Raw genomic sequence first — 14,915 nt, 5'->3', positions numbered from 1 at the left:
GCCGGGCGGCGCGCGAGGCGGGCCGTCTCAGGAGCATCCCCGGGGCCCTGTCACAGGAGTGGTCCGACGGCGGACCGTCCGCGGGGCACTGCCGTCAGATGATGCCCTGGGCCGTCATGGCCTGAGCCACCCTCAGGAACCCGGCCACATTGGCGCCGAGCACATAGTCCTCGGAGTTGCCGCCGTACGCCTCGGCGGTGGCGCGGCACTGGGTGTGGACGTCGCGCATGACGATCGCGAGCCGGGACTCGGTCTGCTCGAAGGTCCAGCTGTCGCGGGCAGCGTTCTGCTGCATCTCGAGCGCCGAGGTGGCCACGCCGCCCGCGTTGGCGGCCTTCCCCGGGCCGAAGAGGATCCCGGCCTCGCGGAACACCTTCACCGCCTCGGGGGTACAGGGCATGTTCGCGCCCTCCGCCACGGCGAGCACCCCGTTCTTGGCCAGGGCCACGGCGTCGTCGCGGCCCAGCTCGTTCTGGGTCGCGCAGGGCAGGGCGATGTCGCACGGGACGTCGTAGACCGTGCCGCGGGCCGAGAACCGCGCGGTCGGCTTCGCCTCCGCGTAGGCGGAGATCCGCGCGCGGCGCACCTCCTTGACGTCCTTCAGCAGCTCCAGGTCGATGCCCTCCTCGTCGACGAGGTATCCGGAGGAGTCGCTGCAGGCCACCACCCGGCCGCCCAGGGCCTGCACCTTCTCCGCCGCGTACACGGCCACGTTCCCTGATCCGGAGACCACCACCCGGCGCCCTTCGAAGCCGTGGCCGCGCGTGGCGAGCATCTCCTGGGCGAAGTACACCGCCCCGTAGCCGGTGGCCTCGGTACGGACGTGAGAGCCGCCCCAGCCGACCGGCTTGCCGGTGAGGACACCGGACTCGTAGCGGTTGGTGATCCGCTTGTACTGGCCGAAGAGGTAGCCGATCTCCCGCCCGCCCACCCCGATGTCCCCGGCGGGAACGTCGGTGTGCTCGCCCAGGTGGCGGTGGAGCTCGGTCATGAAGGACTGGCAGAAGCGCATGATCTCGGCGTCCGAGCGGCCCTTGGGGTCGAAGTCCGAGCCGCCCTTGCCGCCGCCGATCGCCATCCCGGTCAGCGCGTTCTTGAAGATCTGCTCGAAACCGAGGAACTTCACGATGCCGAGGTTGACGCTCGGGTGGAACCGCAGCCCTCCCTTGTACGGCCCGAGAGCGCTGTTGAACTCCACCCGGAAGCCTCGGTTCACGTGCACGGCGCCCTGGTCGTCGACCCAGGGAACCCGGAAGATGAGCTGCCGCTCGGGCTCGCAGAGCCTCTCCAGGATCCCGGTGTCGACGTACTCGGGGTGCCGCTCGATCGCCGGTGCAAGGGATTCGAGGACCTCGGCCGCCGCCTGGTGGAACTCCGCCTCGCCGGGGTTGCGCCGGCAGACTTCCGTGTAGACGGCTTCCATATGTGCGCTGACGTTCATGCCTGTGTCTCGCTTTCTCCGAAAGTTCCGTTGCCCGGGGGCGACGTCACACAGTTCTCGTCGGACCTTAGCCCGCGCGGGTGTTGGGACGATCCGCGATCCGATGGACGGCCCGGGCGACGCGCGGTGCCGGAGCCCTGGGGCGCCTGGGCCCTGCCGGGTCGGCCACCTTCCGGGGGCGCCGGCCGGGGCCCGGGGATAGCGTGGAAGTACAGCAACCATCAGGTGACGCCATGCCCGAAAAGACCTACGACGCCATCGTGGTCGGAGCGCGCTGCGCCGGGGCACCGACCGCGATGCTGCTGGCACGACGGGGCCACCGGGTCCTCCTGCTGGACCGGGCCCATTTCCCGAGCGACACCGTCTCCACGCACCTGATCCATCCGCCGGGCCTGGCGGCGCTGGACCGCTGGGGCCTGCTGAGCCGGGTGACGGCCGGCGATCTGCCGATGATCACCACGTACTCCTTCGACCTCGGGCCGCTCACCCTGGCCGGTTCCCCGGCCGGGTACGGGTTCCCGGGCTCGTACGCGCCGCGCCGCACGGTCCTGGACAAGATCCTCGTGGATGCCGCCGCGGAGGCGGGCGCCGAGGTACGCGAGGGGTTCTCCGTCGAGGAGCTGGTGAACGGGGGCGGGAGCGCGGGCGATGCCGTGACCGGGATCCGGGGACGTGAGCACGACAGCCCCCAGGTGACGGAGCATGCCCGGTTGGTGATCGGCGCGGACGGCGCCCACTCGTTCGTCGCGCGGAGCGTCGAAGCCGCCTCCTACGCCGAGAAACCGAAGCTGCAGGCCAGCTACTACACCTACTGGTCAGGGCTCGGCTTCGACCGGTTCGAGGCGTTCCTGCGGCCCGACCGAGGGTTCGCGGGCTGGCCCACCAACGACGGCCTGACCCTGCTCATCTGCAGCTGGCCCATGCGCGAGTTCGAGGCGAACCGCACCGACTCCGAGGGCGAGTACCTGGCCACCGTCGCCCTGGCGCCCGACCTGGCCGAACGGCTCGCGTCGGCCACCCGAGCGGAACGCTTCGTCGGGACCGCCGTCCCGAACTACTTCCGTACCCCGTACGGACCCGGCTGGGCCCTGGTGGGCGACGCCGGATACCTCAAGGACTTCATCACCGCTCAGGGCATCCAGGACGCCTTCCAGGACGCGGAACTGTGTGCCCGTGCCGTCGACGAGACCCTCACCGGGCAGCGCCCCTTCGAGGAGGCCATGCGGGACTACCAGGAGGCCCGCGACGAGCGAGTGCGGGAGATCTACGAGTTCACCGCCGACTTCGCCTGCCTGGATCCGCCGACTCCCGAGATGCGGCGGATGTTCGGCGCCATCGCGCGACAGCAGGAGACCATGGACGGCTTCGCCCGGGTGATCGCCGGGGTGACCCCTCCCTCGGAGTTCTTCTCCGACCCGGCCCTGGCGCCCGCGGCGGGCTGAGCCCTCCCACCGCCCGCGCCGGACCTCGCCCGACACCGGCGGTCAGCGGCACAGCAGCGCCGCGCGCAGATCGAGTTTGTGGTCGAGGCGTGAGAGGTCCCGTCCGGTCAGGGCCTCGATGCGCTGGATCCGGTAGTGGACCGTGTTCACGTGCAGATTGAGGGTCTCGGCCGTCCGTGCCCAGGAGCAGTTGAGACCGAGGAACACCTCCAGGGTCTCCAGGAGGACGCGGTGGGAGGCGCTGGCGCCGTCCAGGAGCGGACCCAGGGTCTTCGTGGTGTACACGGCTTTGACGTCGGCGGGGACCCCGGCCAACAGGGCCTCGACGGTGGACAGTTCCTCCACGCCCGTGACCCGCGTCCGACCCTCGGCTCCGGACCCGGCGGCGGCTGAGGCGTAGCGCGCCTGGTCGAGGGCTCGCCGCAGAGCGTCGGCGTGCGGTACGGGCGCGCTGACGCCGACGCGCGGGGCGGGATCCCCCTGCGGATGGCAGGCGGCCAGCAGGGGCCAGATCTCCGCCAGTCCACCGGTCGTCCCGTCGTCCGCGGTGGCCTCGACGACGCCGATGGCTTCTCCACCGGGGCCCGTGCCCACCGCGAACGCGGACGTGAGGTGGCTCAAGGCCTCGGTGAGCGCGTCGGCCGCGGTCGCGCCGCCGTCCGCTTCGTCCGTCGAGGCGACGAGTACGCGGTACCGCGCGTCCCGGGCCGGAAGGCCACAGGCGCGGAGTGCTCCGTCCATGGCGGAGGCGTCGGGTGCGGGGGTGCCGATCAGACGGACGAGCGCGTCGGCCGCCTCTCGCCGCGCCCGCTGCCGGCGGTCGTGGTGGTCCCGGTACTGGGCCATGACCTCGGCGATCTCGTGCAGGACGCGCGGCGGGGTCTCGGCGGGAGCCGGGAGGTAGAGGTGCCAGGCGTCGTACGGAGTGCCGCCCGTCCCGGCCCGCAGGGTCGTGCCCGTCGTGTCGTGGAGACTGCTCGCGGCCTGGTGGGCCGTCAGTTCGGGGGCGGAGGCGGTCCGTGCGACGGTGCGGCCGCTGCCGGTCAGCAGATGGCAGGGGGGTGTTCCGAGGTGCGCGAAGGCGCGGTCCAGGAGCTCCGCAGCCGTGGGCCCGCGTTCGAGCACGCGGCTCAGGTCATTGCGCACGTTCTCCGGGAGGGCGTGGTGGAGGGTGGGGCGACGGCTGAGGTCGCCCCACTGCCGCAGGTACACGGCCTCGGTCACGGCCCGGAAGGTCGTCCGTGACGGCACCGCGAGCAGCGGGATCCGGTGCGCCTCGCAGGCGGCGACGAGATCGGCGGGGACCGTGCCGTGCGTCTCCTCGCCGGCTAGCAGCGCGGCGGCGCCGGCGGAGCGCAGTGCGGCGACGAACCGGTCGGTCCTGGCGCGGCTGTCCTCCTGGTTCCACCACACGAGCCCGCTCAGGACGATCTCGCCGGGCTGGAGGAAGCGGGTGGGGTCCTCCAGGTCGGTGGCTGTCACTCCACTGATCTCGTGACCGAGAAGGCCCTCGTCGCCCCAGACCAGAGCGAGGCGAAGACTGTCCAACTGGAGGAGGTGTCCGACATGCATGCGCTGCCTCCCTGCGCGGACCAGGTCGATCCGAGTACCTCACATTCACAAGGTGAGAATGTGTTCCTGCATCGTAAATGCTAAGGCGATCCAGGAAAACGCCTCTTGGTTGATCAACCAATCCCCGGCCTGACCGGATGGTGCTTTCCGTGTGCGCAACCAGTCGTTTACGCCCCACCGCGCGGGTTTCACTGGCGGGAAGCAAGTGGCCGAAAGGGCATGGGGAGACATGGATCTGAACACGGTGCTCGACGTACGCGACGCTCGCCGTCGCGAGACCTGGCGACCGGGAGACGCCTGGCTCGGCGGCGGTACCTACCTCTTCTCGGAGCCGCAGCCGCACATCCGCCGGCTGATCGACCTGAGCCGCATGGGCTGGGAGCCGCTCGTCCGGCATGCCGACGGGTCCCTGGAGATCGCGGCCACCTGCACGGTCGCGCGGCTGTACCGGTACGCCCGTACGCTCCCGGCCCCCGCGGCACGCCTCGTCGAGCAGTCGTGCCGCGCGTTTCTCGCCTCGTTCAAGATCTGGAACATGGCGACCGTCGGCGGCAACCTCTGCAACGGTCTGCCGGCCGGGCCGATGATCTCGCTGACGGCGGGCCTCGACGGCGAATGCCTGCTGCTGGGCCAGGGCGGTTCGCCGCGCCGCAGAAAGGTGGCGGACTTCGTCACGGGCGCCGGGCGCAAGGACCTCGCCGAGGGCGAACTGCTGCGGTCGATCACGATTCCGGCCGACGCCCTGAACTGCCGGACGGCGTTCCGACAGGCGTCGCTCTACGGTCTCGGACGCTCCGGAGCGCTGGTCATCGGCACGCTCGACCCACGGGACGGGTCGCTGGCCGTCACCGTCACCGCCGCCACGACCAGGCCCTTCCGCTTCTGGTTCCCGCTCCCCCCGACCGCGGCCGCCCTCCGGGGTTCGATCGACGCGGCCGTCGCCGATCACGAATGGTTCGACGACATCCACGGGCTGCCCGAGTGGCGGCGGCACATGGCCCTTCGCTTCGCGGAGGAGATCCGCCGCGAACTCACCCAGGAGTCCACACGATGAGCTTCCGCGTCCAGGTCAACCAGGAACCCTTCGACACCGAGCCGCGCGCCGGCCAGTGCCTGCGTACGTATCTGCGCGAGCGCGGCTGGTTCGGGGTGAAGAAGGGCTGCGACGCCGGGGACTGCGGCGCCTGCACCGTGCATGTGGACGGTGAGCCCGTGCACAGCTGCGTCTATCCGGCCGTACGAGCCGAGGGCCGGTCGGTCACCACGGTCGAGGGCCTCGCGAAGGAGGGCGGCGAACTCCACCCGGCGCAACAGCGGTTCCTCGACGCCCAGGGCTTCCAGTGCGGCTTCTGCACCGCCGGCTTCCTGATGACCACCGCCGCCCTCCAGGCCGAGGAGGGCACCGAGCACGACGACGGCAAACTCGACGACCTGCCGCGCGCCTTCAAGGGCAACATCTGCCGCTGCACCGGCTACCGCGCGATCGAGGACGCGGTGCGCGGTGCGCAGCACACCGAACGCCCCTGTGCGGGAAAGGCGGTGGGCAGGAGCCTCGGCGCGCCGGCCGGCCCCCAGGTCGTGACCGGCACCGCCCGCTACACCTTCGACGTCGAGGTGCCCGGGCTGCTCCACATGAAGCTGCTGCGCTCCCCGCACCCGCACGCCCGGATCGTCTCCATCGACACCTCCGAGGCCCTCCGGGTCCCGGGCGTGCATGCCGTCCTCACCCACCACGACGCCCCCGGCCGGCTGTACTCCTCCGCCCGTCACGAGCACCCGACCGAGGACCCGGAGGACACCCGCGTCCTGGACGACGTCGTCCGCTTCGTCGGCCAGCGCGTGGCGGCCGTCGTCGCGGACAGCGAGCAGGCGGCCGAGGAGGGCTGCCGCCGCGTGGTCGTCACCTACGAGGAACTGCCGTACGTCATCGACCCGGAGGAGGCCATGCTCCCGGGCGCCCCGGTCATCCACGCGAAAGGCCCGGAGTCTCGGATCGCCCGCCCCGAGAACAACGTGTGCGGCGAGGTGCACGGCACGATCGGGGACATGGAGAAGGGCTGGACGGAGGCGGACGTCGTCCACGAGGAGACCTTCCGGACCCAGCGCGTGCAGCACGCCAGCCTGGAGACCCATGGCAGCGTCGCGTACTTCGAGCCCAAGGAGGACGGCGAGGGCGAGCGCATCACCGTCCGCTCCTCCACCCAGGCGCCGTTCCTGACCCGACGGGCGCTGTGCGCCCTCTACGACCTGAACGAGGACGAGGTCCGCGTCGTCGCGGGCCGCGTGGGCGGCGGGTTCGGCGGCAAGCAGGAGATGCTCACCGAGGACATCGTGGTCCTCGCCGCACTGAAGCTGCGGCGCCCGGTGAAACTCGAGTTCACCCGGGCCGAGCAGTTCTACGGTGCCACCACCCGCCACCCCTTCAAGATCACCATCAAGGTCGGCGCCAAGGCCGACGGCACCCTCACCGCGCTGCGCATCCGTGTGGTCTCCAACACCGGCGCCTACGGCAACCACGGACCGGCCGTCATGTTCCACAGCGTCGGCGAGTCGTTCGCCGTCTACAAGGCGCCGAACAAGGAGGTGGAGGCGTACTCGGTCTACACCAACGGCGTACCGGCGGGCGCCTTCCGCGGCTACGGCCTCGGGCAGGTCCTCTTCGCGCTCGAATCGGTGATGGACGAGCTCGCCGTCCGCCTCGGCATGGACCCGCTCGTCCTGCGCGAGAAGAACGTCATCGGCGCCGGCGGCCCCATGGTGACCCCGATCGGCCACGAGGAGGACCTCTTCATCGCCTCGTACGGGATGAAGCAGTGCATGGACGTCGTCCGCGGGGCGATCGCCGAGGACCGCAGCCACGAGGACGTCCCGAAGGGCTGGCTCACCGGGACGGGTACGGCCGTCGCGATGATCGCGACCGGGCCGCCGGGCGGACACTTCGCCGACGCCCGGGTCAGTCTGCTGCGCGACGGCACGTACGACATCGCGGTGGGCACGGCGGAGTTCGGCAACGGCACGACCACCGTCCACAAGCAGATCACCGCGGGCGCGCTCAACACCACGGTCGACCGGATCGCGGTCCGCCAGTCGGACACGGACGTCGTGCGCCACGACACCGGCGCGTTCGGCTCGGCCGGCACGGTGGTGGCGGGCAAGGCCGTGATGCTGGCGGCCGACTCGCTCGCGGAGCGGCTGCGGACCTTCGCGGCCCGGCACACGGGAGTGGCGCGGCATCTGTGCAGGCTGGAGGCCGAGGCCCTCGACTGCGCGGGCCGGATCGTCAGCCTGAAGGAGCTGTACGAGGCCGCGTACGACAAGGGCAGGCTGGACGAGCTGGCGGCGGACGGTCACTGGGGCGGCTCGCCGCGCTCGGTCGCCTTCAACGCGCAGTGGTTCCGGCTCGCCGTCGACCCGGACACCGGCGAGATGAGGATCCTTCGCAGCGTCCACGCGGCGGACGCGGGCAAGGTCATGAACCCGATGCAGTGCAGGGGCCAGGTCGAGGGCGGCGTCGCCCAGGCGCTCGGGGCGACGCTCTTCGAGACCGTGCGGGTGGACGAGCGCGGCGAGGTGACGACGGCCGCCTTCCGCCGCTACCGGCTCCCCCAGTACGCCGATGTGCCGCGCACCGAGGTCCACTTCATGGAGACGTCCGACGCGATCGGCCCGCTCGGGGCCAAGTCGATGAGCGAGAGCCCGTTCAACCCGGTCGCGCCCGCGTTCGCGAACGCCCTGCGGGACGCCACCGGCATCCGGTTCACCGAGCTGCCCGTCACCCGTGACCGCGTCTGGCTCGCACTCGACCGTCACCGAACGCGGGGTGCAATGCCGTGCGCGTCGTCGGACGATGGAACGGAATAGTCCAAGGCGCTCTTCGTGCCTTGCTCACAAAAGCGAGGCGACAGGGGCGGAATCGGGAGCAGATGTGGTTCCGCAGGATCGGGACGGGTATCACTGGCGTCAGCCGCCGCACCGACCGTCCGAAGGGGAACCCCATGAGCAGCGTCACCGCGCCGCCCCGAACCGACCCCGTCCGCACGGGCCGCTTCACCATCCACGGGGAGGTGGCCCGTCCCCTCACCCTGAGCGTCGCGGACCTGCGGCGCCGCTGGGGTCAGCACGAGGCGACGGTGACGTTCGACTGCGCGACCAGCGGCCCGCAGGAGCACCACTTCCGCGGCCCGCTCCTGCGGGAGGTGCTGGACGCCGTGGAGCCGTCCTTCGACCCCCGCCGCCGCAAGGAGCGTGCCGGGTTCCTGGTGGCGTTCACCGGCGGGGACGGACACCACGCCGTGCTCTCGTGGGCGGAGTTCGACACCGATTTCGGGGCCGGCCCGATCCTGCTCGCCACCCGCATGGACGGCACGGAGCTCGACGAGACGGGCAGTCAGCTCGTCGTGCCGTCCGACCACTGCGGCGCCCGGTACATCAGCGCCGTCACCAGCGTCTGGATCGGCACGTGCCGCGTACCCGACGCGACGACCTGAGGCGCGGCTGCCGCCCCGGCACGTGCCGACGTGCGGGGCACGGTTCGGCTTCGGATCCGTCGCACACCGGCAAACCCTCCTAGGGTGGCGCCTATGCAGTCCTACACCATCGGGCAGGCGGCGCGTCTGCTCGGCGTCAGCCCCGACACCGCCCGCCGCTGGGCCGACGCCGGCCGGGTCGCGACCCATCGCGACGACAGCGGGCGCCGGCTCATCGACGGCCGCGATCTGGCCGCCTTCTCCATCGAGGTCGGCCAGGGCGGAAGCGGTGACGAGGACGCCTCGTACACCTCGGCGCGCAACGCCTTCCCCGGCATCGTCACCGCGGTCAAGCTCGGTGACGTCGCCGCGCAGGTGGAGATCCAGGCGGGTCCCCATCGGCTGGTGTCCCTGTTGACCAGGGAGGCCGTCGAGGAGCTGGGACTGGAGGTCGGCATGCAGGCCACCGCCCGTGTGAAGTCGACCAGCGTGCACATCGACCGCGTCTGACCCCCGTCAGTACACGTCACGGACGTAGCGCTGGTCGGCGGCGAGCCGCTTCACGTACGCGCCGGCCTCGTCCTCGCTCAGCCCGCCCTGGGTCATGGCGATCTCCCTCAGGGCGCGGTCGACGTCCTTGGCCATCCTGCTCGCGTCGCCGCAGACGTAGAAGTGAGCGCCGTCCTGGAGCCAGGACCACAGGTGGGCGCCGTGCTCGCGCATCCTGTCCTGGACGTAGATCTTGGCCCGCTGATCGCGGGAGAAGGCCAGATCGAGGCGGCTCAGCGTGCCCTGCCGGTGGAACTCCGCCAGCTCCTCGCGGTAGTAGAAGTCGGTGGCCTGGTGCTGTTCGCCGAAGAAGAGCCAGTTGGCGCCGTGGTGGCCGAGGGCCCGGCGCTGTTCCAGAAAGCCCATGAACGGGGCTATTCCGGTGCCCGGACCGACCATGATCGCGGGCGTTGCCGGGTCCGCCGGCGGACGGAAGTGCGCCGAGCGCTGGACGAACAGGGGTACCTCGCCACCGGGTTCGGCATCGGCGAGGAAGGCCGAAGCGACTCCCTTGCGGCGCCGGCCCGACGGCCCCTCGTAGCGCAGCACCGAGACGGTGAGGCCGACCTCGCGCGGGTCGGTGAGGGGGCTGGAGGAGATCGAGTAGAGCCGCGGCTGCAGCCGCTTGAGCCGTTCCGTCCACTCCTGGGCGCTGAGCCGGACCGGGAACTCGGCGATGACGTCGACGGCCTGCCGACCCCAGGTCCACCGCGCGAGGCCGTCCTTGTTGTCCGGGCGCGTCAGCTGCCTCAGTACCCGGTCGCCGGTGCGTTCGGTGGCCAGACGCAGCAGGTCGGCCGTGATGCGGGTGATGTCCAGATGGCGGTGGAGTGCCTGCGCGAACGGCATCGGCTCCGAGCCCGGCACCACGACCTCGGCGTCCGGGGACAGACCGGTGACGGCAAGCCACTCCGCCACCAGCTCAGGACAGTTGACCGGCCATACGCCGAGGGCGTCGCCCGCCCCGTACTCCACCCCGCTCTCACCCAGGTCGAACGTGAACCGGCGGATCTCCTTGCCCGCTCCGGGCAGGCTGAGCAGCCGGTTGCCGGACAGTCGGGCGGGATACGGGTCGGCCTTGCTCGGCTGCGGCGCGGGGGCCGCCCGCTCGATGACGGCGATCGACGCCGGGACCGTCGGCTCCGTGGGGGTGGCGAGCGCGTGGATCACCCGGTCCAGCCACCGTCCGGCGGGCTCGTCGTAGTCCGGCTCGCAGTCGACGCGCGGCAGGAGACGTACGGCTCCGAGCTCGGCGAGGCGCTCGTCGAGGCGGCGGCCGTGACCGCAGAAGTCGTCGTAGGCGGAGTCGCCGAAGGCGAGCACCGCGTACCGGACGTCCCGCAGGGGTACCGCGTCGGCGGCGCTCAGGGCCTGCCAGAAGCCGGATCCGTTGTCCGGGGCGTCGCCGTCTCCGAAGGTGCTCGTGACCACCAGCACGTCCGTGCCGGACGACAGAGCCGCGGGAGCGTGGTCCGCCATGCTGTGGACGGCCACCGGACGGCCCGCGTCGGCCAGGCGCCCGCCGACGGTGGTGGCGTACGCCTCCGCGTTGCCCGTCTGGGACGCCCACAGGACGACGACCTGCCGGGTACACGCGTCGACGGTGGCGGTCGGCGCCGGATCCCCGGGCAGCGCCGTCGGCGATCCCGCGGACCGGGAGAACACTCCGGCCAGGAGACCCTCGACCCACAGCGCGTTCGGCGGCTCGAACGGGGCGTCGGCGGGGAGCGTCGGCACGGCCGTGCCGGGCGGGGCGGCGGCGACTCCGGCGAGGAATCCGGCCAGGTAGCGGCGCTCATGGTCCGCGAGCTCCGGAGGGGTCAGGTCGGTCAGACCGAGCAGACCGGCGATGACGGAGACCGAAGACGTCGCCGAGGCCGTCTCCGTGTGCGCCAGGGTCGTCACGGCCCCCTGCGCATGCGCGTCGGTCGCGGCGCCCTGCCGACCGCCGGTGATCGGCCGGGCGGCTGCCGGGGCCGGCGCGGGGCGCGGTGCCGTCGTCCTGGTGAGGGTCACCGCGCAGACCTTGAACTCGGGCTGGAAGGAGAGCGGATCGACGGCGTCGTTGGTGACGGCGTTGACGCTGAGGTACTCGCCGAACAGGTCGTTCCAGTGGAACGGCGCGAAGCAGTCACCGGGCCGGACCCTGTCGGTGACGACGGCGGGAAGCACCGCCCGGCCGCGCCGCGAGGCCACCTCGACGCCGTCGCCGTCCACGATGCCCAGCGCGGCGGCGTCCTGGGGATGGAGTTCGACGAAGGGGCCGGGGTTGAGCTTGTTGAGCTTCGCGACCCTTCCGGTCCTGGTCATGGTGTGCCACTGGTGCTGAAGACGCCCGGTGTTGAGCACGAAGGGATAGTCGTCGTCCGGGAGTTCGGCAGTCGGCAGGTGCGGGCGGGCGAAGAACGACGCCCGCCCGGACGCGGTCGGGAAGACCAGGCGGGGCCGGCTGCCGTCCGGGCGCTCGACCAGGGGCCGGCTGACGCCGTCGTTCACGTAACGGATCGGATTGCGGTCCGGCCCGTCCACGGTCGCCGCCGGCCACTGCACCGGAGCCCCGCGCAGCCGCTCGTAGGTGACGCCGCGCAGATCCCATCCGGTCGTGGGGTTCCAGGCCTGCCTCAGCTCCTCGAAGACCTCCTCCGCGGACGCGTACGCGAACGCCTCGGCGAAGCCCATCTCCCCGGCGACACGGGCGATGAGCTGCCAGTCCGGCAGCGCCTGCCCGGGCGGGTCGACGGCGCCCTGGACGAGGCTGAGGTTCCGCTCGGAGTTGATCATCACCCCGTCGGACTCGGCCCAGAGGGTGGCGGGGAGCGAGATGTCGGCGTACGCGTTGGTCTCGGTATCGGCGAACACGTCCTGGGTGATGACCAGTTCGGCCGACTCCAGGGCCTCGATCACGGTGCGCCGGTTGGCGACCGAGGCGACCGGGTTCGTGCAGATGATCCAGCACGCCTTGATCTCTCCGGCCGCCATCTTCTCGAACATCTCGACGGTGCCGCGGCCGACTTCGGTCCGCAGGGTGCCCTCCGGCACCCCCCAGAGGTCCTCGACGTAGCGGCGTTCCTCCTCGACCAGCACCGACCGCTGTCCTGGCAGGCCAGGCCCCATGTAGCCCATCTCGCGGCCGCCCATGGCGTTCGGCTGGCCGGTGAGGGAGAACGGGCCGCTGCCGGGGCGGCAGATCGCGCCGGTGGCCAGGTGCAGGTTGACCAGGGCGTTGGTGTTCCAGGTTCCGTGGGTGGACTGGTTCAGGCCCATGGTCCAGCAGCTCGTCCACTCGCCGGCCTCGCCGATCCATCGCGCGGCCCGCCGGATGTCGGCCTCGGGTATGCCGGTGATCTCGGCGACCTTCGCGGGCGGGTAGTCCGCGAGGAAGCCGGGCATCTGCTCCCAGCCCTCGGTGTACTCGGCGATGAAGTCCGGGTCGGTCCGACCGTCTTCGACCAGCAGGTGCAGCAGGCCGTTGAGCAGAGCGAGGTCGGTGCCCGGGCGGATCCGCAGGAACAGGTCGGCCTTGTCCGCGGTGGCGTTGCGCCGGGGATCGACCACGATCAGCCTCGCTCCACCGGACTTGACGCGGTCCATCATCCTCAGGAAGAGGATCGGATGGCAGTCGGCCATGTTGGCGCCGATGACGAGGAAGACGTCCGCCCGATCGAAGTCCTCGTACGAGCCGGGCGGCCCGTCGGCGCCGAGCGACAGCTTGTAGCCGGTTCCGGCGCTCGCCATGCACAGGCGGGAGTTGGACTCGATCCGGCTGGTGCGTATGAATCCCTTGGCCAGCTTGTTGGCCAGGTACTGCGCCTCCAGCGACATCTGGCCGGAGACGTAGAGGGCGACGGCGTCGGGGCCGTGCTCGTCGACGATCGCCCGAAGGCCCGCGGCGGCCCGCGTGACGGCCGTGTCCACGTCCACGGCCTCGGGTTCGGCCCCCCGGTCGGCGCGGATCCGCGCGGTGGTCAGCCGCCCCGGGGCGGCCATCATGTCCGCGTGGGTCGCGCCCTTGGTGCACAGCCGTCCGCCGTTGGCCGGATGCTCCTTGTCGCCGGATGCCTTGGCGACCGTACGTCGGCCGTCGGCGCCCTCGGCGATGTCCAGCACGATCCCACAGCCGACACCGCAGTACGAGCAGACCGTCCGCACCCGCTCGCTCGCGGCCTTCGTCTCCGCCACAGGAACGCTCCCTCAGATCGTCGATCGACGGCCCCGGCGCGGAGCCGCCTCGACAACCCGCGGGTCGAGCCCGTCCCGCCAACCTTATGAAGCCCCTGTTGCCCGACCGTGACCGGTTGCGCCACGTGGGCGTTACACGGCCCGCACCGGCGGCGATCAGGGGCTGTGAGCCCTCTGCCCGACGGCCGGAGCCGTCGGGCAGAGGTGTTCCGGCGCAGGGCCCCGGCTCAGAACAGCGAGTCGTCGCCCTTGAGGCGGCGGCGCAGGAAGGTCGCGAAGGTCTGGTCCTCCAGATGCGTGAGCGCGGTGCCCTGCGGCTCGATGTAGGCGACGCGCCAGTCCTGGGGGTCGCTCTTCAAGGTGAGCCAGCCGAACGCCCTGCCCTCCAGCTCTCCCCATTGCAGGAACAGCCGGTCCTCGGTCAGCCAGCCGGCCCGCGCGACGGGGAACACCCGCATGCCCGCGACGACCCCGCCGGGGAACTCCCGCATGATCGCCAGATAGTCCTCGGGGAACGGGGTGGACGACGCGTTCACGGCCCGGTCCACGAGCTCCTCCGCGTACGGGCGGATTCCGGGGGCGCCGATGTTCCGGATGCGTGTGACGAGTTCCTCCACCGCGCCGATGTCGGGATTCGACAGGACCGTGGCCGTGGCCCGCATGTCGTCGGCGACCTTCCAGAACGAGCCCGCCTCGTATTCGTCGTAGGTCTCGAACGCGGGAATTCCCTCCGCGCGTCCGAGAAGCGCCCTGGCGACGAACTCCGACGCGGAGAAAGGAAGGTCGAGCCACAGCTGGAAATCGTCGTCCGCGACGACGGTCGTCCAGTCCGCGGTGTCGGCGGCGGTGGTGTCCCACAGCAGCACGCCGTCGGTGCCGGTACGGCCCCAGGGCACCATGCCGCCCGGTTGCGGGTGCAGCGGCAGCCACAGCCGCTGCTCGCGGCTGCCGAGGGCCCGTTCCATGTCCGCGAGGCGATCCGTGGTGGGCCGCGTGAAGTCTTCCAGGGAGCGTACGGGGAGCTCGGGCCGTGCGAGCAGCAGGGAACCCGCGACGACCCCCTCCGGCAGCGCCTGGACCAGCAGTTCGAAGTCCTCGGGGACGGCCTGCCCGTACCCCTCGCCCTCCGGTGGTGTCGGAGCGTCGATACCGAGCAGTCGGACGACGTCGAGATGATTCATGTGTTCCTCCCTCAACGGAAATCGGCGGTGGGGTGACGGCCAACGGCCGCGCACCCCACCGCCTCATCCGTGCTGGATCAGTCTC

General features: G+C 71.4%; 9 protein-coding genes. 5 read left to right on the top strand and 4 right to left on the bottom strand.

Annotation, left to right across the window (positions count from 1 at the left end; all coding sequences use genetic code 11):
* Positions 1–94: 94 nt before the first annotated feature.
* A complete protein-coding gene (gene gdhA, locus ACFQ7Q_RS17970) occupies positions 95–1,441 on the bottom strand; it encodes an NADP-specific glutamate dehydrogenase (protein ID WP_383555836.1) in 1,347 nt (448 codons plus the stop codon).
* Between the two features lie 233 nt (positions 1,442–1,674).
* Here gdhA and ACFQ7Q_RS17965 point away from each other — a divergent pair, with 233 nt between their 5' ends.
* Entirely contained in the window at positions 1,675–2,883 is a 1,209-nt protein-coding gene (locus ACFQ7Q_RS17965) for an NAD(P)/FAD-dependent oxidoreductase (RefSeq protein WP_383555834.1), read from the top strand.
* A gap of 42 nt (positions 2,884–2,925) precedes the next feature.
* Here the strand turns inward: ACFQ7Q_RS17965 and ACFQ7Q_RS17960 are convergent, their stop codons facing one another.
* Positions 2,926–4,455, bottom strand: a complete 1,530-nt coding sequence (locus ACFQ7Q_RS17960; RefSeq protein WP_383555832.1) for a PucR family transcriptional regulator — start codon at positions 4,453–4,455, stop codon at positions 2,926–2,928.
* 229 nt (positions 4,456–4,684) lie between these two features.
* Here ACFQ7Q_RS17960 and ACFQ7Q_RS17955 point away from each other — a divergent pair, with 229 nt between their 5' ends.
* From ACFQ7Q_RS17955 to ACFQ7Q_RS17940, 4 genes are all read left to right on the top strand, one after another.
* Positions 4,685–5,509 carry an FAD binding domain-containing protein gene (locus tag ACFQ7Q_RS17955; RefSeq protein ID WP_383555830.1) on the top strand — a complete coding sequence of 275 codons (825 nt, stop codon included), beginning with the start codon at positions 4,685–4,687 and terminating at the stop codon, positions 5,507–5,509.
* Positions 5,506–8,316, top strand: a complete 2,811-nt coding sequence (locus ACFQ7Q_RS17950; RefSeq protein WP_383555827.1) for a molybdopterin-dependent oxidoreductase — start codon at positions 5,506–5,508, stop codon at positions 8,314–8,316. Before ACFQ7Q_RS17955 ends, ACFQ7Q_RS17950 begins: the two co-directional genes overlap by 4 nt.
* Before the next feature lie 134 nt (positions 8,317–8,450).
* The gene (locus ACFQ7Q_RS17945; protein ID WP_383555824.1) at positions 8,451–8,942 is read left to right on the top strand and encodes a molybdopterin-dependent oxidoreductase; all 492 of its coding nucleotides are present in this window, start codon (positions 8,451–8,453) and stop codon (positions 8,940–8,942) included.
* Positions 8,943–9,035: 93 nt separating this feature from the next.
* Positions 9,036–9,431: a molybdopterin-binding protein gene (locus ACFQ7Q_RS17940; protein ID WP_383555820.1), complete on the top strand. Its 396-nt coding sequence runs from the start codon at positions 9,036–9,038 to the stop codon at positions 9,429–9,431.
* A 6-nt stretch (positions 9,432–9,437) separates the two neighbouring features.
* Here ACFQ7Q_RS17940 and ACFQ7Q_RS17935 read toward each other — a convergent pair whose 3' ends face one another.
* Positions 9,438–13,649: a molybdopterin-dependent oxidoreductase gene (locus ACFQ7Q_RS17935; RefSeq protein WP_383555818.1), complete on the bottom strand. Its 4,212-nt coding sequence runs from the start codon at positions 13,647–13,649 to the stop codon at positions 9,438–9,440.
* Positions 13,650–13,876: 227 nt separating this feature from the next.
* The gene (locus ACFQ7Q_RS17930) at positions 13,877–14,830 is read right to left on the bottom strand and encodes a hypothetical protein (protein ID WP_383555816.1); all 954 of its coding nucleotides are present in this window, start codon (positions 14,828–14,830) and stop codon (positions 13,877–13,879) included.
* Positions 14,831–14,915 lie beyond the last annotated feature (85 nt).

Origin of the sequence: Streptomyces sp. NPDC056527 (assembly GCF_042794475.1) — a bacterium.
GTDB lineage: Bacteria > Actinomycetota > Actinomycetes > Streptomycetales > Streptomycetaceae > Streptomyces.
Note: the sequence above shows the minus strand (reverse complement) of the source record. Positions and strands in the feature narration are given on the sequence as shown.

Bases quoted from the DNA above. Each gene is read 5' to 3' on its own strand.
- gdhA (WP_383555836.1), bottom strand. From the start codon at position 1,441: ATGAACGTCAGCGCACATATGGAAGCCGTCTACACGGAAGTCTGCCGG.
- ACFQ7Q_RS17965 (WP_383555834.1), top strand. From the start codon at position 1,675: ATGCCCGAAAAGACCTACGACGCCATCGTGGTCGGAGCGCGCTGCGCC.
- ACFQ7Q_RS17960 (WP_383555832.1), bottom strand. From the start codon at position 4,455: ATGCATGTCGGACACCTCCTCCAGTTGGACAGTCTTCGCCTCGCTCTG.
- ACFQ7Q_RS17955 (WP_383555830.1), top strand. From the start codon at position 4,685: ATGGATCTGAACACGGTGCTCGACGTACGCGACGCTCGCCGTCGCGAG.
- ACFQ7Q_RS17950 (WP_383555827.1), top strand. From the start codon at position 5,506: ATGAGCTTCCGCGTCCAGGTCAACCAGGAACCCTTCGACACCGAGCCG.
- ACFQ7Q_RS17945 (WP_383555824.1), top strand. From the start codon at position 8,451: ATGAGCAGCGTCACCGCGCCGCCCCGAACCGACCCCGTCCGCACGGGC.
- ACFQ7Q_RS17940 (WP_383555820.1), top strand. From the start codon at position 9,036: ATGCAGTCCTACACCATCGGGCAGGCGGCGCGTCTGCTCGGCGTCAGC.
- ACFQ7Q_RS17930 (WP_383555816.1), bottom strand. From the start codon at position 14,830: ATGAATCATCTCGACGTCGTCCGACTGCTCGGTATCGACGCTCCGACA.